Origin of the sequence: Streptomyces sp. NPDC004542 (genome assembly GCF_040610035.1) — a bacterium.
Classification (GTDB): Bacteria; Actinomycetota; Actinomycetes; order Streptomycetales; family Streptomycetaceae; genus Streptomyces.
On record NZ_JBEXLP010000012.1, the window covers coordinates 36,860 to 57,877 of the forward strand.

Below are 21,018 nucleotides of genomic sequence, written 5' to 3' on the forward strand. Positions count from 1 at the left end.
TGGCACGCACTTCGCCTTCGCGCTCCTCCCTTGACACCGCAACCTTTTCCGAAAGGGCAACGCCGGTCATGCGCCATCCTCTGGTCCCACTGTTGCACCGCGTGACGGCAGGCGCCCTTGTCCTCGCCGGGAGCTGGACCGCGTCCGGCGGCCCGGCCGCCGCGTCCGCCGCGCCGCCCGCACCGGAGGCGAGCCGTGTCGCGTTCACCGAGCGGTACCACGCGCTGCAGCACGGCGGGATCGTCCGCGCGGCCAACGCCTCCATCAGCTGCCGTGCGGCAGGGGCGGCCGGAGGATCCAGGGCGGCGCGGGACGCCTGCTCGGCCGCCCGCTCGGGCGGGACCGGTGTGAACGGACGCTTCGACACGGAGTACATCGACGTCGACCGGGACCCGAACACCTACAACTCCTCCCGGGCCGAGGTCCGTCTGCCCAAGGGCGCGCGGGTCAGCTACGCGCGGCTGTACTGGGGCGGCAATCTGCGCGTCGGTGAGCAGAAGCCGGCGAAGGACGACGGGCGGGTGCTGATCGCCGAACCCGGCGGGGAGTACAAGGAGGTGCTCGCGGACACCGTCGTCGGCCACCAGGTCACGAGCGGCGCGGACGCCTTCCAGGCCTCGGCGGACGTCACGGAACTGGTACGCGGGAGCCGGCCGGGCCTGTACATGGTGGCGCAGGTCAACGTGGCCGGCGGCCGGTCGGCGGCCGGCGCGTGGGGCGGCTGGACGCTGGTGGTGGCCTACGAGAACAAGGCCGAGCCGCTGCGGCACCTCGCCGTCTGGGACGGCTTCGAGGCGATCGGCGCGGCGGGCCGGGAGTTCCGGCTGCCGGGGCTGCGCTTCCCCGCCCGCGCGGGCGGCCGCGCGGGGCTGGTCACGTACGACGGTGACCGCGGTGTCACCGGCGACACGCTGACCCTCCGGACCAGCCGGACGAAGAAGGCCGGCCAACGCCCGCGCACCACGGTCACCCGGCTCTCCGACCGGTACAACCCCCGCGACGACGTGCTGAACTCCACGATCAGCGAGCCGGGGAAGGCCGCGCCGCGCCGGGTCCCCGCGTACACCAACACCCTCGGCTACGACTCCGACGTCTTCGACCTCCGCCGGGGGCTGCGCGACGGCGGAGACCGGCTCGCCTTCCGCCTGGCGTCCCGGCGGGACGTGGTGTGGGCCGGCGCGCTCTTCGCCGCCGTCGACGCCAAACGGTGAGGTCCCCTCCCCGCCTTCACCTCCCGCCTCGCCTCCCCGCCTGGCTCAACTCCGCCTCCCCGCCTGCCTCAACTCCGCCTCCCCGCCTCCCCGAGCGAGGACATCACGCATGCACGTGTCACCCACCCACTCCCGGCCGCGGGTCCTCCACCTCACCCAGCCCGTGACGGGCGGCGTCGCCCGGGTCGTCACGGACCTGGTACGGGCGCAGCTCACGGACGGCCTCGCCGTCACGGCGGCCTGCCCCCACGGCCCGCTCACCACGGATCTCCGGGCGCTCGGCGCCGACGTGCGGCACTGGCAGGCCACGCGGTCGCCGGGTCCGTCCCTCCTCCGGGAGGTGCGGCACCTGGCTCGTCTGATCGACGAAGTGCGCCCCGATCTGGTGCACGCCCACAGCGCGAAGGCCGGGCTCGCCGGGCGGCTCGCCGTGCGGGGCCGGATCCCCACCGTGTTCCAGCCGCACGCCTGGTCGTTCGAGGCCGTCGGCGGCGCCACCTCGGCGCTGGCCCGGGCGTGGGAGCGAGGGGGGGCGCGCTGGGCCTCGCGTGTGGTGTGCGTGAGCGAGGCGGAACGCGCCACCGGCGTGCGCGCCGGCGTCGACGGGTGCTGGAGCGTCATCCCCAACGGTGTGGACACCCGGCGCTTTTGTCCCGCCCCGACCGCCACCGTACGGGCCGGCCTGGAGCCGTTGCGCGGACTCGGTCCCACCGTGCCACTGGCCGTCTGCGTGGGACGGCTGTGCCGGCAGAAGGGGCAGGACGTGCTGCTGACGGCATGGAGTGCCGTCGCGCGCCAGGTGCCCGACGCCCGTCTCGTCCTGGTCGGCGACGGCCCGGACGAGGACCTGCTGCGGGCCCTGGCGCCGGAGTCCGTGCTGTTCGTGGGAGCCGTCGCCGACACCGTCCCCTGGTACCAGGCCGCGGACGTCGTCGTCCTGCCGTCCCGCTGGGAGGGCATGGCGCTGGCCCCGCTGGAGGCGATGGCCTGCGGGCGGCCCGTGGTGATCACGGACGTCGACGGTGCCCGCGAGAGCCTGCCGGCCTCCGTCGTCGCACGGTGCCTGGTCCCGCCCGAGAACCCGGCGGTGCTGGCCGCAGCCCTGGCCGAACTGCTGCTCGACCCGCCGCTGGGCGAGTCGCTCGGCCACCTGGGACACCGGCACGTGCAGTCCACCCATGACATGCGGCACACCGCCGAGGCGGTCGCGAACGTCTACCGCGACCTGATCGGCGCGTGGCCCGCAGGGCGCGTCGCGCCCACCGAGTACAGGGAGTCCATCCACTCGTGACCGCGGAAAGCACTGTCCCCTCCCCCGGCGCACCGTCCCGGGAGCACAGAACCTCGCCCGTCTCGGTCCTGCCACCGCGGGGCACCGCCCCCGGGGTGCGCTCGCCCGCCCACCGGCCGCCCCCGCGGCCGGGCCCGCCGGTGCCGCTGCTCGTCCTGGACGGCACGGCGGCCCTGCTGGGCGCCCTGACACTGACCGGGACCCAGCCGCTCCCCCTCCCCATCACCCTGCTGCTCACCGGGTCGCTGCTGCTGGCCCCGCCCCGCACACACGCCCCGGTGCCCGAGGTGCTGCGCGAACTCCCGTCCCTGTGCTGCCGGATCGCGGTGACCTGGCTCGGGCTCGCGGCCGTGGTGGCGGCGTACCTGCCGGGCCGGGCGCTGTCCGCCGGCGCCCTGCTGGCGGGCTTCGCCGCACACGCGGCGGCGAGTTGCGCGCTGCGCGCCGCCGCGTACGCGAAGTGGCGTGCCGCGCTGCTGCGCCGTCCGTGCGCCGCGCTCGTCGTCGGCCCGGCCGAGAGCGCGCGGCACGTGGCCGCCGCCGTGCTGCGGCATCCGGCGTGCGGGGTGCGGCCGGTGGGCATCGTGGCGGAGCACCCGGACGACACCGAGGGCCTGCCGGTGCTGACGACCGGCGAGGAGGTCGAACGGGCGGTCATCCAGAACGGGGTGGGGGCGGTGCTGGCCGTCCATCCCTGGGTACGGACCCGGCAGGGAGCGCTGCTGCGCAAGCTGGCCGAGGCGGGCTGCGAGGTGTGGGAGGTCGACGCGGGCTCTCCGTCGTTCGCCACGGGGGAACGGCTGGCCGGGTTCTCCTGCCGCCGTCTGGAACTGTCCGCGACGCGCCGCGGCAGCGTGGGCAAGCGGGCGCTCGACATCCTGGTGTCGGGGATCCTGCTGCTGCTGGCCTGCCCCCTGCTGCTGGCGTGCGCGCTGGCGCTGCGGATCGCCGACGGGCCGGGCGTGGTGTTCCGGCAGGAGCGCGTGGGCATGGGCGGAAAGCCGTTCACGCTGCTGAAGTTCCGCACGCACCGCCCGGCCGACGCCCACGAGTCGGCGACCCGGTGGAGCGTGGCGGACGAGAACGAGATGCGCGGATTCTGCCGCATGCTGCGGCGCACCTCGCTCGACGAGCTGCTCCAGTTGTGGAACGTGCTCCGGGGAGACATGAGCCTGGTCGGCCCGCGCCCCGAACGGCCCTACTTCGTCACGCAGTTCAGCCAGACCCACCCCGGTTACGCGGAACGTCACCGGATGCGCACCGGCATCACCGGGCTCGCCCAGATCCACGGGCTGCGCGGCGACACCTCGATCGAGGACCGGTGCCGGTTCGACAACGCCTACATCGACGACTGGTCACTGTGGCAGGACGTCTGCATCCTGCTGCGCACCGCGGCCACGGTCGTACGTCCGACGGGGAGCTGAGAGCCGTGAGCCTCGCGCTGACGCCGCTCGCGCGCCGGGGTACCGCCCTGCCACCGGTCCTGGCCGCGGTCGCCGTGCTCGTCGTGCTGGCGGTGCCCGTCACCCCCGGCGGCGAGGGCGGCGCGGGTCCCGCCGACGCGGTGTCCGCCCTGCTGGTGCTGTTCTGCGCGGTCCACCTCGTACGGGACCGGCGGCGCCCCCTGTCCCGGACGGCCGCCGTGGTGCTGGGGCTGCCGGTCGCCGGGCTCGCCGTGGCCGCCGTGGGGGCGGCCTCGCCGTGGGCCGGCGCCACCGGCATGGGCCGCTACCTCCAGCTCTTCGTGCTCGTCCCGGCCGCGGTCCTGCTGCTGATCCGCGGCCGGGGCGACTTCCGGCTGCTGACCTGGTCACTGGTGGGGTTCGCGCTGTGGCAGGGGGCCGTCGGAGTGCACCAGTACGTGACCCGCACCGGGGCCTCCTACCAGGGCGCGGACATCCGGGCCGTCGGCACCTTCGGCCCGCAGGACGTGATGGGCATGGCGTCGGCGGTCTCCGTCGGCCTGGTGTGCGCGGTCGGTCTCGCGCTCGGCGGGCCGTCCCGGCGGCAGCGGTCGGTCGCCGCCTGTTGCGCGCTGGCCCTGCTGGCGCCGCTCGCCCTGTCCTTCAGCCGGGGCGCGTGGATCGCCACGGCCGTGACCTGTGCGCTGCAGCTGGTGCTGGCCGGGCTGCGGCGCGCGCTGAAGACGGCCGCGGCCGTGGCCGCCGCGGGCGTCGTCCTGGTGGGCGGCCTCGGCGTCGGCACGGCGATGCTCCAGGAACGGGTCGACAGCATCACGCGGGTCGCCGACGCCCCCGACCAGTCCGTGCGCGACCGGTACGCCCTGTGGTCGGCCGCGACCGGGATGTGGCTCGACCACCCGGTGACCGGCGTCGGCCTGAAGGCCTTCCCCGAGCACCGGGACGGCTACGCCTCGCCCGCGCTGTCGGCGGGCAGCGACACGGAGGGGGCGGGATCGGTGTTCCGCCGGCAGCCGCTGCTGTCGCCGCACGACATGTATCTGCTGGTGCTGAGCGAGCAGGGCCTGACCGGTCTGGTGGCACTCGCCGGGAGCTGGCTGGCGCTGCTGGTGTGCGGGCTGCGGAACCTGGTGCGGACCCGGGCGGCCGCGGCACCCGGCTACGACTGCGGGCTCGTCGCCTGCGGACTGCTCCTGCGCCAGCTGACCGACTTCCTGTACGCCGACATCGGCGGTCCCTCCACCGTGCTGGCCGCGGTGTGCTTCGGGCTGACGGCCTGGTGGGCGCTGACCGGGCACGGCGAGCGGGCGTCCGCACCGTCGGTTCCGGCGCCCCGGAACATCGAGGAGGCCTTGACGCGATGACGGTGACACCGCCCCGGGGTACGCGGACTCCCTGGGCTCCCGCTTCCGGGACCACCCGGGTGGCCCCGCAGGCGACGCCGGCCGAGACCGGCGCCGGCCAGGACTCCCGGGGGTTCCTCGCCAAGGCCACCCTCATCACGGCGTCGCTGTCGGTCGCCGGGGCGCTGCTCGGGCTGGTGCGCGACCAGGCGCTGGCCCGGCTGTTCGGGGCGGGCAGCGAGACGGACGCCTTCCTGGTCGCCTGGACCGTGCCGGAGTTCGCCTCCACGCTGCTCATCGAGGACGGTCTGGCCTTCGTACTGATCCCGGCGTTCAGCATGGCCCTGGCCCGGCGGGCCCGGGGCGCCGCCGGTGACCCGGTGCGCTCCCTCGTCGTGTCCACGCTGCCCCGCCTGTGCCTCGGTTTCGCCGCCGTGTCCGCGCTGATCGCCGGCGGCGCCCCCTATCTGGTCGCGGCGCTGGCCCCCGGCCTGCCCGACCCGCGTCTCGCGGTCGACTGCACCCGGCTGACGGCGACCTGCGTGCTGAGTTTCGGGCTCGCCGGTTACTGCAGCGCCGCCCTGCGGGCGCACCGCCGCTTCCTGGCTCCGGCCACCATCTACGTCGCCTACAACACCGGCATCATCGGCGCGATGTGCCTGCTCGGCGGCGGCTGGGGCGTGGAGGCGGCGGCAGCGGGGGTCGCGGTCGGCGGCTGCCTGATGGTGGCGGTCCAGGTGCCCTCGCTCTGGGACCAGTTGAGGAGCCGTTCGGCCGCCTCCCCCGGGGACGCCGCGGCCGAGGCGCGTCCGATGCGCCTGTCCGTGCTCGCCACCGTGCTGCTCTTCGCCCTGTGCCGCCAGTCCCAGGTGCTGATCGAACGCTTCCTCGCCTCCGCCCTCCCGGCCGGCGCCATCTCGCACCTCAACTACGCGCAGAAGGTCGCCCAGATCCCCATGACGCTGTCCCTGATGCTGTGCACCGTCACCTTCCCGGTGGTGGCACGGGCGCTCGCGGACGGCGACACCCAGCGGGCCCGCGCCCGGGTGGAGCGGGATCTGGCCCTGGCCTGCTGGCTGCTGCTCCTCGGCGCGTCGACGGTGGTCGCCTGCGCCCCGCAGATCACCGAACTCCTCTTCCAGCGCGGCGCGTTCACGGCTCAGGACACGGCGGCGACGGCGGGTGTCCTGCGCGTGTACGCCCTCGGTCTGCTCGGCCAGACGCTGGTCGGCGTGCTGATCCGCTCCTACTTCTCGACGGGGCGGCCCACCTGGTACCCGGTCGGCGCCATGATCGCGGGCATCGTCGCCACCTCCTGGATCGGGTCGGTGGCCGTCGGCCCCTGGGGCGTGCCCGGGATCGCCGCCGCCAACGCGGTCGGCATCACCGTGACGGCCGCGGCCCTGCTCGCCGGTCTCGCGGGTGAGCCCGGGGACCGTGCCCCGCGCGGGGTCCCGGTCCGGGTCCGGCGGGTGCTGGCCGAGTTGTCGCGGCCGCTGCGGGCCGCGGTGGTCGCGACGGTGGCGGGGGCGCTGGCCGGAAGCGAAGCCCGGTCACCGGTGGTGGGCCTGCTGGTCGGCGGCGTGACCGTGACCGCGGTGTTCCTGCCGCTCAGCCGGGCCCTGGGCGCCGAGGGCTGCGCGGCCGCACTCCATTCCGTACGTACCGTCTCACGGAGGCTCACACATGGCCGCTCCCGTTGAATCCGTCACCGGCGCAGTCCTCACGGCGCGCTCCCGTCCGGTCCCCTGGGTGGCGATGTACCACTCGGTGGGGGACTGCTCCGACGACCCGTACCGCATCACGGTCTCCCCTCAGCGGCTGGACCAGCAGTTGGCCTGGCTGCACCGGCGCGGGCTGCGCGGGGTGTCCCTGCGCGAGTTCTTCGCCGCCCGCGACCGGGGACAGGGCCGGAGGCTGGTCGGCCTCACCTTCGACGACGGGTACGCCGACTTCCTCGAGCACGCCCTCCCGGCGCTGCGCCGCCGGAACTGCGGCGCCACCCTCTTCGTCCTGGCCGGACGCCTGGGCGGCGTCAACTCCTGGGACCCGCTCGGCCCGCGCAAGCCGCTGCTGACCGCCGACGGTGTCCGGCGCGCGGCCGCCGAGGGCGTCGAGATCGGCTCGCACGGGCTGATGCACCGGGACCTCACCCAGGTCGACGCCGACGTCCTCAGGGCCGAGGCCGTCGACAGCCGGGCCCTGCTGACGGAGCTGACCGGCACTCCGGTCGACGGCTTCTGCTACCCCTACGGCACGGTCGACCGGCGCGCCGTCGACGCCGTGCGGGAAGCCGGATACACCTACGCCTGCGCCATCGACCCGGGCCCCCTGACCGGCCCGCACGCCCTTCCCCGGCTGCACATCGGCCAGAACGACACGGCCTGGCGGCTCCACCTGAAGTACCGGCTGCACCGGCTGCGCCGGCGTCCCGTGGCGGGTGTGTGACATGAGGGTCCTGCACATCATCACCGGTCTCGGTGTCGGCGGCGCCGAGGAGCAGCTGCGCCTGCTGCTGCGCCACCTCCCGGTGGACTGCGACGTGGTCGCCCTGACCAACCCCGGTGCCGTCGCCGAGGGGCTGGTCCGCGACGGCGTCCACGTCCACCACCTCGGCATGGACGGCAACCGCGACCTGTCCGCGCTCCCCCGCCTGGTACGCCTGATCCGGGCGGGCCGCTACGACCTCGTCCACACCCACCTGTACCGCGCCTGTGTCTACGGCCGGCTCGCCGCCCGGCTCGCGGGGGTCAGGGCCGTGGTCGCCACCGAGCACTCCCTCGGCGACTCCCAGATCGAGGGCAGGCCGCTGACCGCGGGCGTCCGCGCGCTGTACCTGGCCAGCGAGCGCCTCGGCCACGCCACGGTCGCCGTCTCCGGCACGGTCGCGGACCGCCTGCGACGCTGGGGCGTGCCCGCCCCGCGGATCGAGGTCGTGCCCAACGGCGTGGACCTGGCCCGGTTCCGCTTCGACCCGGCGCGGCGCGGGCACACCCGCCGGCGCCTCGGCCTGCCCGAGGAGGCCTACGTCGTCGGCGGGATCGGCCGGCTCACCGCGGGCAAGCGCTTCGACGTCCTCGTCCGGGCGATCGCCCGGCTGCCCGACGACCACTGGCTGCTGCTGGTCGGCGCCGGCCCGGAGTCGAGCGTCCTGCGCCGCACGGCCCACGAGGCCGGCGTGGCCGAACGCGTCCTGTTCACCGGCGAACGCCCCAATGTTCCCGACGGCTCGCCCGGCCCCGACCTGCCCGCGCTGACCGCCGCGATGGACCTGCTCGTCTCACCGTCCCCCGAGGAGTCCTTCGGGCTGGCCGTGGTGGAGGCGCTGGCGGCCGGCCTGCCCGTGCTCTACGCCTCCTGCCCGGCGGTGGAGGACCTGCCCCCGCAGGCGGCCGCCGGTGCCCGGCGGGTGCGCGGCGGCCCCGAGGCGTACGCCCGGGCCATCACCGAGGTCCGGGCGGCCGGTCCGCGTCCGCGAACGGCCCCGGACGCCGTCCAGCGCTACAGCATCTCCCGCAGTGCCGCCCGGCTCATGGACGTGTACGCGGCGGCGATGTCCCGTTCTTCGTTCTCCGTCCCCTACCAGGGAGCCAGTTCGTCATGACCGACAACCCCACCCCGCCGTCCCGGACGTCCGGCTTCCGGACCCGTGTCACGACCCTGCTGCCGGCGTCCCGTACCGCGGCCCTGCTGCCCTGGGCGCTGGTCGCGGCCGGCACGCTCGGCGGCGGGCTGGCCGGCGGTGCCTTCGGTGTGCTGAAGGACCCGGTGTACACGGCCACCAGCTACGTGGTCGCCGTGCCGACCTCGCGGTCCGACCCGGCCTCCGCGCTCGGCTTCGCACAGGCGTACGGCCGGGCCGCCAAGCAGCTCGCGGTGCTCGGGGGTGCGCAGAAGCCGGCGGGCGTGCCGGTGCGGACGCTGGAGCGCAGTGTGCGCACGGCGACCTCCCCGGACGCGCCGATGGTCGCCGTCTCGGCCACCTCGCGGCGCCCCCTCGCCGCCGCCCGCATGGCGAACGCGGTCGCCCGGGCACTGACCGATCGCGCGAACGCCACCAAACGCAGCACCCACGTCGAACTGGTCCAGTTCTCCAAGGCGGTGCGGCCGATCGAGCCGTCGTCCGCGTCGCCGCGGGTGACCACCCTGGTCGGCGCGAGCGCGGGCGGTCTGCTCGGTGGCCTGGCGCTGCTCGTACGGCCCAGGCGGGCACGGTCCGGGGACGACGGGACCGTCCGCTCCGCTCCGGTGCCCGGTCCGGCCGTCGCCGCCGACGCGCACGGACAGCCGTGACGGCGGCGTACCCGACCGGGACCGTCACGCGGGCGTCCGCCGTGCGAGGCACGGCCCCCCGCCGAGCCAGTACTCGATCCAGTAGTCGAGGTCCAGCGGCGGGCAGCCGGCGGTGGGCAACAGCACCCCGGTCGTGGTGGGCCGGATCGGTGCGGCGGACGAAGCCGTCACAGCGGTGCGGCCGAAGTAGGCGTACCGGTAGATGCGAGCCGACACGGGGTTGGCCGCGCACTCCCAGACACCGTGCGGACAGTAGTCGGTCACCGTGTTGTACAGCGGCTTGTGCGTGTCGAACCAGGTGAGCATGCCGCGCATGAAGTCGGCGTCGTCACCGTTTCGGAACAGCCCCCATTCGGGATAGGAGATGGGCTTGTTGTGGGATTTCGCGAAGTCCACGTGCGCCTGGAGTCCGTAGGGCTCTGTCACCTGCTCGGCGAACGAAAGACCCTTCGGCTGGTCGTAGGCGTCCATGCCGATGATGTCGACGGTGTCGTCTCCCGGGTAGCACCACGTCCACGGGACGGCGTCCAGGCCACGGCTCGGGGTGAAGTCGAACCGGAATCTCTGGCCCGGCACCGAACGCATCGTGGTGACGATCCGGTTCCAGTACTGCTTCCAGGCCTGCGGATCCGGCCCGCAGCGGTGCGCGTACGTCGTGCCGTTCATCTCCCAGCCGAGCACCAGGATCGTGTCCGGCACGCCCAGGGCGACCAGCCGGGCTGCGAGGGCACGGAAGTGCTGGTCGAACTGGCCCGACGCGCCCTGCCGCAGCAGCAGCCTGACCTGGGCGTCGGAGACGGGCTCCTCGTTGCGCTCCTGCAGGGGCACGTTGAGGACGAGCATCCGGTTGTCCCGCTCCCGGCGCCAGCGCGCCCACGGGTCGAGGACGTCGGGGGCGCCCTCGATGTTGCGCCAGGCGTCACCGGGCAGATAGGTGTGGCCGACGCGCACGTCGGCGCCGCCCAGCCAGCGGCTGAAACGCTCCACCCGGGCCACGCCGGCGGCTCCGGAGCCGAGGAAGGCACCGAAGGCCGGCCTTTCCGCCCGGGGTGCCGCAGCCGTCGGCGCGGACGCGGCGGGCGTCGAGGGCAGCGAGCGGGGCGGGCCGGACGGGCCGGGAGCGACCGCGGCCGCCTGCGCCGGTGCCGGCACCGCGGACGGGCCCGGCGAGGTCGCGCCGGCCCCGCGCGCCGTTCCCACCGCGAAGCCGGGTCCGGCCGTCAGCGCGGCCGAGACGGCGATCAGCGCCGCGATGACCGCCGGCCGTCCGGCACGGGCACGGGACTGCTGTCGGGCCATGCCTGCTCCCTTCTCCGCTTTCGTCCGCTCCGAGCATGTACTGACGCTCTGTCACACGAAGTCAGTCACATGAAATGACGGTGCGCCACCACTCCTCCACCTTTTGAGTACACCGGTCGCCCATCCGGGTGAGCCGCCCCCCGAGGAAAGGACATCAGTGTCACTGCTCGACACCCGCGTCCCCGCCGTCGTACTGCGGATCGACCGGAACCCCTTCCACCACGGAACGCTCGGAGCCGTGCGCTCGCTGGGCAGGGCGGGAGTGGAGGTGCATGTCGTCGCCGACTCGGACGGAAGTCCCGTACGGAGATCACGTTTCGTGCGGCAGTTGCACCCGCCGCCACCGCCCGGGGCCTCACCGGACGAGATCACCGCCGCGCTGCACCGGGTGGCCGGCCGGATCGGGCGTCCCGCTCTCCTGGTCCCGATGGACGACGCGAGCGCGATCGCCGTGAGCACCAGGCGTGCGGAACTCGCCTCCTGCTATCTGCTGCCCGCCGGACCCGGCGCCCTGCCCGAACGCGTCGCCGACAAGGCCGAGCTGGCCTCGGTGTGCGCGTCCATCGGCATCCCGCACCCGGTGACGGTGGTCCCGGACAGTCCGGCCCGGGCCGCCGACGCCGTCCGCCGGCTGGGGCTGCCGGTGGTGGCGAAGTGGAGCCGGCCCTGGCTGCTGCCGGCCGGCAGCGGGCTGCGCAGCACGGTGCTGGTCGACTCGGCGCGGCAGGCGGCGGAGCTGCACCTGCGCACCGAGGAGGCCGGCAGCCCGCTGCTCCTCCAGGCGTATCTGCCGCCGGGCCCGGAGCGCGACTGGTTCTTCCACGGCTACGCCGACCGCTCGTGCACCGTGCGGGCGGGCGGGGCCGGCCGCAAGCTGCTGTCCTGGCCGCGCGGGGCGGGCCTGACCGCGGTCGGCCACTGGACGGACAACCCGCAGGTCCGGGCGCTGGCCGAGCGGCTCGTCGGTGAGCTGGGCTACCGCGGCGTCCTCGACCTCGACTTCCGCCGCTGCGGCACGACGGGCCGCTATCACCTGCTCGACTTCAACCCGCGTCCCGGCGCCCAGTTCCGGTTGTTCACCGATGCCGCAGGAACGGACGTCGTGCGCGCCCTGCACCTCGACCTGACGGACCGCCCGGTGCCGGAGGGCGCGCCGCGGCCCGGACGGGTGTTCGTGGTGGAGAACTACGCGCCGTTCGCCGCGCTGCGACCGGCGCCCCACGGCCGCGAACTGGCCTGGCACGCCTCGGACGACCCGGCTCCCGGCCGGGCGATGTGGGCCCTGTGGTGCCGCCATGTGTCCCACCGGCTGCGCGAGCGGCTGAGTCCGGCCACGGCGGCCCCCCTACCGACGCGCGTGGTCCGCCAAGCGGCCACGCCGCCCCTGATCGACGACGAGAAAGCGAGTAGCTGCTGATGTACGACCTGCTGGTGGTGGGTGCCGGCCCGTACGGCCTGTCCATCGCGTCCCATGCCGCGGCCGCGGGGCTGAATCTGCGTGTCCTCGGGCGGCCCATGGCCTCCTGGCGGGACCACATGCCCCGCGGCATGTTCCTGAAGTCGGAGCCGTGGGCCTCCAACCTCGCCGATCCCCAGGGACGGTGGCGTCTGGACGCCTACTGCGCCACCCGGGGACTGGCCGCGCGTCACGCGGAGCCGATCCCCGTGGAGGAGTTCGCCGCCTACGGCCTGTGGTTCGCGCACCATGCCGTCCCCCCGGTGGACGAGCGCATGGTGAGCCGGGTGACGGCCCATCCGGCCGGCTTCGAGGCGGTCACGGAGGACGGGGAGGTGCTGCACGCCAGAACGGTGGCGCTGGCGGTCGGTGTCATGCCGTTCGTGGAGGTGCCGTCCCCGCTGCGCGGCCTGCACCCCGCCTATATCTCGCACAGCAGTCACCACGGCGACCTGGGACGTTTCCGGGACAAGGACGTGACGGTGATCGGCGGCGGCCAGGCGGCCCTGGAGACCGCGGCGCTCCTCGCCGAACAGGGCACACGGGTAAGGGTGATGGCCCGGGCCGACCGGCTGTGCTGGAACGGCGTGCCACCGGCGTTGCAGCGCCCGTGGTGGCAGTCGGCCCGCGCGCCGCACAGCGGCCTCGGCTGCGGCTGGCGCAACTGGTTCTACGCCGAGCGTCCGAATCTCTTCCACCGGCTCCCCGAGCAGACCCGGGCGCGCGTCTCGGCCACCGCGCTGGGACCGGCGGGTGCCTGGTGGGTACGGGACCGGGTGGAGCGGGCGGTGGAGGTGGTGCTCGGCCGCGAGGTCACGGCGGCGCGGGTGGTGCCGAACGGTGTACAGCTGGAGACGGTGAGCCGGCACGGGGAGCGGCACTCACTGGAGACCGAACACGTGATCGCGGCCACGGGGTTCCGGGCGACCCTGGACCGGCTCGACCTGCTCTCGGGCGAGCTGCGCGGAAGCCTGCTGATGGCGGCCGACGGCTCCCCCGCGGTCGGGCGGCAGTTCGAATCCTCGCACCACGGGCTGTTCCTGGCGGGCCTGTTGACCGCCTCCGCGTTCGGCCCCGCCATGCGGTTCGTGCAGGGGGCGACCTTCACTGCGACGACGCTCGTCCGAGGGGTGTGCCACCGGCTGCGGGTCACACCGCCGGTCGGCACGATCCCCACGGCGACGAGCCGGGCGCGCGCGGAGGCGCTGCGGGCACACGGCTGACGGACCGCGGTGGGTCCGGGTGCCGGACGCGGTCCGGCACCCGGGCCGGACCGCTACGGGCGGGACGCCGCCCGGCCTCGGCGGGACACGACCCGGCCTCGGTGGTACAGGAGGGCACCGCCCGACATCAGCAGCGCGGCGACCCCCGCGGCGGTGAACGTCGACTCCCCGACACCGGTGTGCGCGAGGGAGGGGACGTGGGCCGCCGGCGGCGTGGCCGGGGTGACCGGGGGCGCCGACGGAGGCTGCGACTTCACCGGCGGGGTGGTGGCCGGAGGGGTCGCGGGCGGCGTGGGTGAGTCGTCGCCGTAGCCGCTCTGGTCACCGCCGCCGACGACCTCCGTGCCGCTGCCGGGTCCGTAGCCGTAGCCGTCGGGGTCGTCGAAGCCGGGAATGCCGAGGCCGCCGCCGTCACCCACGCCGGGGATGCCGCCGCCGTCACCCACGCCGGGGATGCCGCTGCCGTCACCCACGCCGGGGATGCCGCCGCGGTCACCCACGCCGGGGATGCCGCCGCCGATGCCGCCGTAGCCGTCAGGGGCGTCACCGACCGGGAGGCCGTGGCCGGCGTCCCGGCTGCCGCTCGTGCTGGAGTCGCCACTGGTGGACTTGCCGCCACCGGTGCCGGACTTGCCGCCACCCGTACTCGGCTTGCCACCGGTGCCGGACTTGCCGCCACCCGTACCGGTGCCCACGCTGTCGTCGCCGTATCCGTCGGCGTCGGCATGCGCTGTGGCCCGGCGCTGAGCGGTCGCGCCGCTGGAAGGACGGGTGTCCGTCCGGGGGTGAGCGGCGCCGCCGTCGGGCGAGGCGTCGACCACGCCCAACAGAGCACCGACTGCTCCCTCCTGGGTGGCGTCGGAATGTGCGTCCGCGAAAGCGGGGATACCACACAGGGACAGGATGCCGGTCGCCGCGGCGGCCATGACCATGCCCTTGCTCAGGTTCTGTCGCAATGTCGTCGTCTTCCTGGTCGAAAAAAGTAGGAAAGGCCGGCCCGGCTCGCGTGGTGTCGCGGCTCGTCAGTTCCTCCCCCCCTTCCTGCCGTTGCGCCGGGAAGGGGCCTCGCGCCTGCCGTGGTTCCGCTGCCGCTTGATCTGCTGACTGGTCCAGTGATGGGACCCGGTGAAGTGCCAGTACCGACACTCGAAGCACCGGTAGATACGGTCCGGGATCTTCTCCAGCAGTGGCTGCTTGACGAGCCAGTTCCTGGCCTCGGATTCAGTGCGAAACGAAGCTTTTCCCGTTTCCGGACAACGCGGTAGGACGATTGTATCCACGCACATCTCCTCCGAGGCGCGATCCGAACTCACATCTCTTCAGCAGAAGGTGAATAGATGGTGCATCAATGGGAATTCTCGCATCAAGCAGGCGACACTCTTTCAGGGGACCAGCCGCGGCATTTCACCCATGCGGCCCCTTGATAAAAGCTGATGTGAAGTGCACTGATCGGACGATATCCGGGAGATCGGCATGACGGCAGAAAAAATCAGCGACCATCGGGAGATGGCCGCTGATGATGTTATTGAGTTGTTCCCGGGCCTCGCGGACGGGGCACGGGAGCCCGGCCGGTCAGCGACCCGGTGCGATCACCGGGCAGAAGTTGCCGATGTTGGTGACGCTGTCACCCAGGACGGTGACAGGCACGTTGACCGTGATCAAGCCGGCCCGGAACTCCTGGTCGCAGTCCACGGACTGCACGTTGCCCGCCGGGGGGTGGGGCGGCTTGCCGCCGCAGTCCTCAGCCTGGGCGGCCCCGGCAGCCGTCAGGCCAATTCCGCTGACGACACTGGTCATCAGCATGACCTTCTTGAACCTGCGCATGTGTATCTCCGAAATTCTGACTGGTGGCCGCGACGCATGGTCGGGCCATGCCGGAACAGAAAGGGGCCGCCGAGCCTCTCAACGCCTCGACGTCCCCTGTTCCGCTGGTGTCGACCTCTTTCCCGCGGCCCCGGGCCGACCGTTCGGCACGGGCGCCCGGTGCGGCGAGGGCCGAGGGAGCGGGGTCTCGTGCCGCTGCCCGAGGCACCGCTGTACTGGCGCCTCGGGATCAGCGGCGGACGGACCCGATGACCGGGCAGAAGTTGCCGATGTTCTCGCCGTTGTTGCCGCCGCCGGTGTCGCCGACGACGGCGGGAGCGAAGGCGGCGCCCCCCTGGAAGCTCTGGTCGCAGTCCACGGCCTGCAGGTTGTTGACGGCGACGTCGACCGGGAACGGGTCGGCACCGTGGCCCACGTTGGCGCTGGCCACACCACCGCCGACGAGGCCGATACCGCCGACCATCACCGCAACGGCCGCGGCCTTCTTGAGCTTGTGCATCGTGTCTCCGATTTCTTCACGCACACGACCCTCCTTACGGACCGTGTCCGACTCGTCACAGACAATAACATGCGCTCTCCTTAACGCTTCATTTCCGACACAACCAATTGAGTGACACCCGAGAAATTTATGTTCCTTTTACGACAACCACATCAGGCGACCCGAAAGGCTGGCCACCTCGGCCCGGCGGTCCGGCCGGGACCCGGAAAGCGGAATGCCTCCGACAAGCAGCGGGAGCAAGGACCGTGGATGTCCTTGCTCCCGCCCGCCGAAGGCATTCCCTGTTCCCACTCACCGGCCTTCCGACTCACCTCGTCGGGGCGTCCGGCAGACGAGAGGCGAAGAGCAGGCGCCGCACCTCAGGTGCGTGACCCGCCGCTCCCGACGCGCTCGGGTCAGCGACCGACGGACCCGATCACCGGGCAGAAGTTGCCGATGTTCTCGCTGTTGTCACCGGTGACCGCACCCGTGATGGGGGCGAAGGCGAGGCCGCCCTCGAACGACTGGTGGCACTCCACGGCCTGCAGGTTGTTGATGAAGAGGCCGCCCGGGTCCGGGTCGACACCGTGGTGGCCGGTACCGGCGCTGGCCACTCCGCCACCGACGAGGCCGAGGCCGCCGACCATCACCGCAACCGCCGCGGCCTTCTTGAGCTTGTGCATCGTGTCTCCGATTTCTTCACGCACACGACCCTCCTTACGGACCGTGTCCAACTCGTCACTGACGATAACACGTGTCGCTCTTAACGCTTCATTTCCGACACAACCAATTGAGTGATGCTTAGTGAGTAATGCTCCTTTTACGACAACCACACGTGATGGCCGGAATGACCGGGCACCTCCATTCGGCCCAACGGATCCGGGTGGCCCGGCCCCGGAAAAAGCGGAGTGCCTCCGACGGGCAGGGGGAGCAAGGACCGTGGATGTCCTTGCTCCCGCCCGTCGAAGGCACTTCCTGTTCCCACTCGCTGATCTGCCGACCCACCTCGTCCGGGCGGGCGACGGGGAGGGGCGAAAGGCGGGTGCCGCACCTCAGGTGCCTGACCCACCTCTCCCGACGCGCTCGGATCAGCGACCGACGGTGCCGATCACCGGGCAGAAGTTGCCGATGTTCTCGCTGTTGTCACCGGTGACCGCACCCACGGCGGGAGCGAAGGCCCCGCCACCGTTGAACGACTGGTCGCAGTGCACGGGCTGCAGGTTGTTGACGGCGATGTCGACCGGGAGCGGGTCGACACCGTGGCCGGCGCCGGCGCTGGCCACTCCGCCGCCGGCGAGGCCGATACCGCCGACCATCACCGCAACCGCGGCGGCCTTCTTGAGCTTGTGCATCGTGTCTCCGATTTCTTCACGCACACGGCCTTCCTTACGGACCGTGTCCGACTCGTCACAGAAGATAACACGCACCCCCCTTAGCCCCTCATTCCGGACACACCCGACCGAGCGGAATTAAACGAGCTATGTGCCTCTTTCGTGCTCCAGGGCGGGATGACCCATGGTCAGGGCATGCGGGATCCGCCGGCCCGGTCACCGGTCCGCAGCGTGGCGCAGACCCGCGGGACGACGTCCCGCGGGTGACCCTCCGGTCGTGGTTCGACGACCACGGTGGCCCGGCTAGGACACCACGTCCTTGCGGGCGAATCCCCGGAAGGCCAGGGCGAACAGCAGCAGGGCGTACGTGACCGAGACCGCCGTGCCCTGGATCATGCCGGACCACTCGGGATCCGGCTGGACGGCGTCGGCCCAGGCGAACTGCCAGTGCGCGGGCAGGAAGTCGCGCCAGTGCCCGAGGGCGGTGACGGCGTCGAGGACGTTGCCCACGATGGTGAGGCCCACCGCGCCGCCGACCGCGCCCAGCGGGGCGTCCGTCCTCGTCGACAGCCAGAACGCGAGCCCCGCGGTGACCAGTTGGGACACGAAGACGTACGCGACGACCACCAGCAGCCGCTGGGCCGCCGTGCCCGGGCCGAGCGCGCCGCCGGTGGGGATCTGCAGCGGGCCCCAGCCGTAGGCGGCCGTGCCCACGGCCAGCGCCACGAGCGGCAGCAGCAGCATCGCGGCCAGGCTGAGCCCGAGCCCCACGACGAGCTTGGACCACAGCAGCCGGGCCCGGGGCACGGGCGCGGCCAGGAGATAGCGCAGTGAGGACCAGCTCGCCTCCGAGGCCACGGTGTCCCCGCAGAACAGGGCGACCGGGATCACCAGCAGGAAACCCGCCGACACGAACAGGTTCACCGCGGCGAAGTTGGCCCCGGACGCGGTGGCCGTGTCCATCAGCGTGACCTGGTTGTTGCGGCCTCCCGGGTCACCGCCGACGGCGAAGGCGACGACCAGGACGAACGGCAGCGCGGCGAGGATGCCGCCCATGACCAACGTGCGGCGCCGCTTGAGCTGGCGGACCAGCTCCACCCTCAGGGGCAGGGTGCGGCCGGCCCGGTAGCCGGAGGCGGGCTCGGCGGGCTCGGTGTGCGCGACGGGCTCCTGCTGCTCGGCGAGCGTGCTCATGCCGTGCCTCCGATCAGGGTGAGGAAGGCGTCTTCCAGGCGGCGGTGCGGGCCGACGGACTCCACGGGGACGTCGAGCCGGACCAGTTCGGCGACCAGGCGCGAGGCGCTCCCGCCGGTGTCGAGGCGGACCAGGATCCCGCCCTCGGCGGCGACGGCGGAGGCGACCTGGGGCAGCGCGGCCACCTTCTCCACGACCGGCTCGTCCACGGGCGCGGCGGTGCCGACCAGCAGTGTGTCGCCGGAACCGACGATCTCCGCCACCGGCCCGGCCTGGACGAGCCGGCCCCGGTCCATCACCACGAGGTGCGTGCAGGACTGCTCAACCTCGGCCAGCAGATGGCTGGAGACGATCACCGTGCGGCCGGCCGCCGCGTACCGGATCATCACCTCGCGCATCTCGCGGATCTGGGGCGGGTCGAGGCCGTTGGTGGGTTCGTCGAGGATGAGCAGGTCGGGCAGGCCGAGCATGGCCTGGGCGATGGCCAGGCGCTGGCGCATGCCCTGGGAGTAGGTGCGCACCGCGCGGGCGAGCGCGTCGCCCAGGCCCGCGATCTCGAGGGCCTCCTCCAGGTGGGCGTCCTCGGCCGGGCGGCCGGTGGCCCGCCAGTACAGCTCGAGGTTCTCCCGCCCGGACAGGTGCGGCAGGAAACCCGCGCCCTCCACGAACGCGCCGACCCTCGACAGCACCGGCGCGCCGGGGCGGATCGCGTGCCCGAAGACGCGGATCTCGCCGCCGTCCGGCCGGATCAGGCCCATCAGCATGCGCAGGGTCGTCGTCTTGCCCGCGCCGTTCGGCCCGAGCAGGCCGAGGACCTGGCCCTTCTCCACCCGGAAGGACAGCTCCCGCACGGCGTACCGGTCCGCGGACTTCGCGTACCGCTTGCTCAGGTCCGTTATCCGCAGCGGGACCTCGGCGAGCTCCGGGTCCGGGCCGGGGGTCGCCGTGCGGCGGCGGCCGGTGACCAGCAGCGCCAGGGCGCCCGCCGCGCCCGCCACGGGCAGCCACCACACCCAGGCCGGCAGCGGCGCCGCGGCCGTGGTCACGCCGGGGGCCGTCGGCACGCTCAGGTCGCCCTTCAGGGAGACGGTGTACGTGGCGGGGGCCGTCGGGGAGGCGTAGCCGAGGTCGGTGGAGGCGAGGACCAGGCGCAGCCGGTGGCCCTTGCGCACCCGGTGGTCGACCGCGGGGAGCGTGAGGGTGACGTCCTTGCCGGACCTGGCGCCCTCGACCCGGAACGGTGCGACCAGCTGGGAGGGCAGCACCTGCCGGGTGCCGTCGGGCGAGACGTCGTACACCTTGCCGAAGAGCACGGCGTCGTCGCTCGTCGAGGTGACGTGGACGGTCACGGTGGGCGATCCGGTGATCTGCAGGTCGCCGCGGAGCGGGGCGGAGGTGAAGGCGGCGTACTGGCCGGGGAAGTCGAGGGACACCCCGAGGCCGAGGGAGGACAGCTGGGCGAGGCCGCCGGAGCCGCCCAGGCCGGGCAGGGCGGAGACGCCGGGCGGGCTGGCTCCGGCCGGGTTCTCGAACCGCTGCTTGCCGCCGTCGAGCGCGACCTTCCGCCGGCCGCTCGCCAGCCCGGGGTAGGTACCGGCGGTCGCGCCCCGCAGCTGGGCGGCGCCGTCGGTGGAGTCGATGCCCCCGGTGCGGGTGATCCGGAAGGCCGGGCCGGTGCCGACGCCCTTGTCGCCCTTGAGGTAGCGGTCGAACCAGGCCGTCACGCGGGCCTGGACGCGGCTGGTCTCCAGGTCGCCGCCGTCGTGCCCGCCGGCGATCCAGTCGACGTCCACCGGGGCGCCGTTGGCGCGGATCGCCTTCTGGGCCGCGTCGGACTGGGCGAGGGTGAACAGCGAGTCGGTCTGGCCCTGGGTCAGCAGCGTCGGCACCTTGATGCGGTCGGCCACGGCGGACGGTGAGCGCTCCTCGAGGAGTCCGCGCGCCGCGGCGTCCGGCTTGCCCGACTCGGCGACCCGGTCGTACATCCGGCACAGCGCGGGTTCGAACCTGGCGCAGCCGCCGCCTTCGTTGAAGAAGACCCCGGCCCACAGCTTCTTGTAGACGCCGTCGGGGAACAGGGCGTCCGCGAGGTTCCAGTAGGTGATCGACGGGGCGATGGCGTCGACCCGGTGGTCGTATCCGGCGGCGAGCAGGGAGACCGCCCCGCCGTACGAGGCGCCGGCCATGCCCACGCGCGGGTCGCCGGTCTTGTCGAGCCGGACCTGGGGCTGCTTCGCCAGCCAGTCGATGAGCCGGGAGACGTCGGCGACCTCGCTCTTGGGATCGTTGATGCCGATCTTCCCGGTGGACCTGCCGAAGCCGCGTGCCGACCAGGTCAGCACCGCGTACCCGTCCCGCGCGAGGTCCTGGGCCTGCTGCCGCATGGCGTCCTTGCTGCTGCCGAAGCCGTGCGCCAGCAGGACGGCGGGGCGGCGGCCGGAGGGGCCGGCGGTGAAGTACGAGGTGTCGACGCGCACCCCGTCGCCCATGTTCATCACCCGGTCGGTGCGGTGCACCGGGGGCGTGTCGTCAAAGGCTACGGCCGTCCACGTACCGGCGCCGGCGAGCACGAGGACGGCGGCCGCGGCGGCCACCGTGCGCCGCGGCCGCCGGAGCAGCCCGCGCACACCGGGCTTTCGAAGATCCATGCCTCA

The 21,018-nt window shown here is 73.4% G+C and carries 18 protein-coding genes; 10 read left to right on the top strand and 8 right to left on the bottom strand.

Annotated features, from left to right (window positions below):
• The first annotated feature begins 68 nt into the window (after positions 1–68).
• The 8 genes from ABZX30_RS09975 to ABZX30_RS10010 all read left to right on the top strand — a co-directional run bounded on the left by ABZX30_RS09975 (position 69) and on the right by ABZX30_RS10010 (position 9,559).
• Positions 69–1,211 carry a DUF3344 domain-containing protein gene (locus tag ABZX30_RS09975; RefSeq protein WP_355931136.1) on the top strand — a complete coding sequence of 381 codons (1,143 nt, stop codon included), beginning with the start codon at positions 69–71 and terminating at the stop codon, positions 1,209–1,211.
• Between the two features lie 109 nt (positions 1,212–1,320).
• Positions 1,321–2,502, top strand: coding sequence for a glycosyltransferase (locus ABZX30_RS09980; RefSeq protein WP_355931138.1), 1,182 nt, complete (start codon positions 1,321–1,323; stop codon positions 2,500–2,502).
• Entirely contained in the window at positions 2,499–3,926 is a 1,428-nt protein-coding gene (locus tag ABZX30_RS09985; RefSeq protein WP_355931140.1) for an exopolysaccharide biosynthesis polyprenyl glycosylphosphotransferase, read from the top strand. Before ABZX30_RS09980 ends, ABZX30_RS09985 begins: the two co-directional genes overlap by 4 nt.
• Before the next feature lie 5 nt (positions 3,927–3,931).
• A complete protein-coding gene (locus tag ABZX30_RS09990; protein ID WP_355931142.1) occupies positions 3,932–5,287 on the top strand; it encodes an O-antigen ligase family protein in 1,356 nt (451 codons plus the stop codon).
• Entirely contained in the window at positions 5,284–6,969 is a 1,686-nt protein-coding gene (locus ABZX30_RS09995; protein WP_355931144.1) for a lipid II flippase MurJ, read from the top strand. Before ABZX30_RS09990 ends, ABZX30_RS09995 begins: the two co-directional genes overlap by 4 nt.
• Positions 6,953–7,714, top strand: coding sequence for a polysaccharide deacetylase family protein (locus ABZX30_RS10000; RefSeq protein WP_355931147.1), 762 nt, complete (start codon positions 6,953–6,955; stop codon positions 7,712–7,714). The genes ABZX30_RS09995 and ABZX30_RS10000 overlap by 17 nt, the downstream gene beginning before the upstream one ends.
• A 1-nt stretch (position 7,715) precedes the next feature.
• Positions 7,716–8,870: a glycosyltransferase gene (locus ABZX30_RS10005; RefSeq protein WP_355931149.1), complete on the top strand. Its 1,155-nt coding sequence runs from the start codon at positions 7,716–7,718 to the stop codon at positions 8,868–8,870.
• Positions 8,867–9,559, top strand: coding sequence for a lipopolysaccharide biosynthesis protein (locus tag ABZX30_RS10010; protein WP_355931151.1), 693 nt, complete (start codon positions 8,867–8,869; stop codon positions 9,557–9,559). The genes ABZX30_RS10005 and ABZX30_RS10010 overlap by 4 nt, the downstream gene beginning before the upstream one ends.
• Positions 9,560–9,583: 24 nt before the next feature.
• Here the strand turns inward: ABZX30_RS10010 and ABZX30_RS10015 are convergent, their stop codons facing one another.
• Positions 9,584–10,858 carry a glycosyl hydrolase gene (locus ABZX30_RS10015; RefSeq protein WP_355931153.1) on the bottom strand — a complete coding sequence of 425 codons (1,275 nt, stop codon included), beginning with the start codon at positions 10,856–10,858 and terminating at the stop codon, positions 9,584–9,586.
• A 157-nt stretch (positions 10,859–11,015) separates the two neighbouring features.
• Between ABZX30_RS10015 and ABZX30_RS10020 the strand changes: the two genes are divergently transcribed.
• Both ABZX30_RS10020 and ABZX30_RS10025 read left to right on the top strand, forming a co-directional pair.
• Positions 11,016–12,275, top strand: a complete 1,260-nt coding sequence (locus tag ABZX30_RS10020) for an ATP-grasp domain-containing protein (RefSeq protein ID WP_355931155.1) — start codon at positions 11,016–11,018, stop codon at positions 12,273–12,275.
• A complete protein-coding gene (locus ABZX30_RS10025) occupies positions 12,275–13,537 on the top strand; it encodes an NAD(P)-binding domain-containing protein (RefSeq protein WP_355931157.1) in 1,263 nt (420 codons plus the stop codon). The genes ABZX30_RS10020 and ABZX30_RS10025 overlap by 1 nt, the downstream gene beginning before the upstream one ends.
• A gap of 53 nt (positions 13,538–13,590) precedes the next feature.
• Here ABZX30_RS10025 and ABZX30_RS10030 read toward each other — a convergent pair whose 3' ends face one another.
• From ABZX30_RS10030 to ABZX30_RS10060, 7 genes are all read right to left on the bottom strand, one after another.
• Positions 13,591–14,493: a hypothetical protein gene (locus ABZX30_RS10030; RefSeq protein ID WP_355931158.1), complete on the bottom strand. Its 903-nt coding sequence runs from the start codon at positions 14,491–14,493 to the stop codon at positions 13,591–13,593.
• Positions 14,494–15,109: 616 nt separating this feature from the next.
• A complete protein-coding gene (locus ABZX30_RS10035) occupies positions 15,110–15,361 on the bottom strand; it encodes a hypothetical protein (RefSeq protein WP_355931160.1) in 252 nt (83 codons plus the stop codon).
• Positions 15,362–15,590: 229 nt separating this feature from the next.
• A complete protein-coding gene (locus ABZX30_RS10040) occupies positions 15,591–15,884 on the bottom strand; it encodes a hypothetical protein (protein ID WP_355931162.1) in 294 nt (97 codons plus the stop codon).
• Positions 15,885–16,255: 371 nt separating this feature from the next.
• Positions 16,256–16,546 (bottom strand): hypothetical protein, encoded by a 291-nt coding sequence (locus ABZX30_RS10045; protein WP_355931164.1) that lies wholly within the window; start codon positions 16,544–16,546, stop codon positions 16,256–16,258.
• Between the two features lie 381 nt (positions 16,547–16,927).
• A complete protein-coding gene (locus ABZX30_RS10050) occupies positions 16,928–17,215 on the bottom strand; it encodes a hypothetical protein (protein ID WP_355931166.1) in 288 nt (95 codons plus the stop codon).
• A gap of 258 nt (positions 17,216–17,473) precedes the next feature.
• Complete coding sequence (locus ABZX30_RS10055; protein WP_355931169.1) at positions 17,474–18,364, bottom strand: ABC transporter permease; 891 nt, start codon at positions 18,362–18,364, stop codon at positions 17,474–17,476.
• Entirely contained in the window at positions 18,361–21,012 is a 2,652-nt protein-coding gene (locus tag ABZX30_RS10060) for a CocE/NonD family hydrolase (RefSeq protein ID WP_355931171.1), read from the bottom strand. The genes ABZX30_RS10055 and ABZX30_RS10060 overlap by 4 nt, the downstream gene beginning before the upstream one ends.
• Positions 21,013–21,018 lie beyond the last annotated feature (6 nt).

What these genes read in the sequence shown, in the direction of transcription:
- ABZX30_RS10055 (WP_355931169.1), bottom strand. Translation starts at nt 18,364, where the DNA reads ATGAGCACGCTCGCCGAGCAGCAGGAGCCCGTCGCGCACACCGAGCCC.
- ABZX30_RS10005 (WP_355931149.1), top strand. Translation starts at nt 7,716, where the DNA reads ATGAGGGTCCTGCACATCATCACCGGTCTCGGTGTCGGCGGCGCCGAG.
- ABZX30_RS10015 (WP_355931153.1), bottom strand. Translation starts at nt 10,858, where the DNA reads ATGGCCCGACAGCAGTCCCGTGCCCGTGCCGGACGGCCGGCGGTCATC.
- ABZX30_RS09980 (WP_355931138.1), top strand. Translation starts at nt 1,321, where the DNA reads ATGCACGTGTCACCCACCCACTCCCGGCCGCGGGTCCTCCACCTCACC.
- ABZX30_RS10035 (WP_355931160.1), bottom strand. Translation starts at nt 15,361, where the DNA reads ATGCGCAGGTTCAAGAAGGTCATGCTGATGACCAGTGTCGTCAGCGGA.
- ABZX30_RS10060 (WP_355931171.1), bottom strand. Translation starts at nt 21,012, where the DNA reads ATGGATCTTCGAAAGCCCGGTGTGCGCGGGCTGCTCCGGCGGCCGCGG.
- ABZX30_RS10010 (WP_355931151.1), top strand. Translation starts at nt 8,867, where the DNA reads ATGACCGACAACCCCACCCCGCCGTCCCGGACGTCCGGCTTCCGGACC.
- ABZX30_RS09995 (WP_355931144.1), top strand. Translation starts at nt 5,284, where the DNA reads ATGACGGTGACACCGCCCCGGGGTACGCGGACTCCCTGGGCTCCCGCT.
- ABZX30_RS09975 (WP_355931136.1), top strand. Translation starts at nt 69, where the DNA reads ATGCGCCATCCTCTGGTCCCACTGTTGCACCGCGTGACGGCAGGCGCC.
- ABZX30_RS10025 (WP_355931157.1), top strand. Translation starts at nt 12,275, where the DNA reads ATGTACGACCTGCTGGTGGTGGGTGCCGGCCCGTACGGCCTGTCCATC.
- ABZX30_RS10000 (WP_355931147.1), top strand. Translation starts at nt 6,953, where the DNA reads ATGGCCGCTCCCGTTGAATCCGTCACCGGCGCAGTCCTCACGGCGCGC.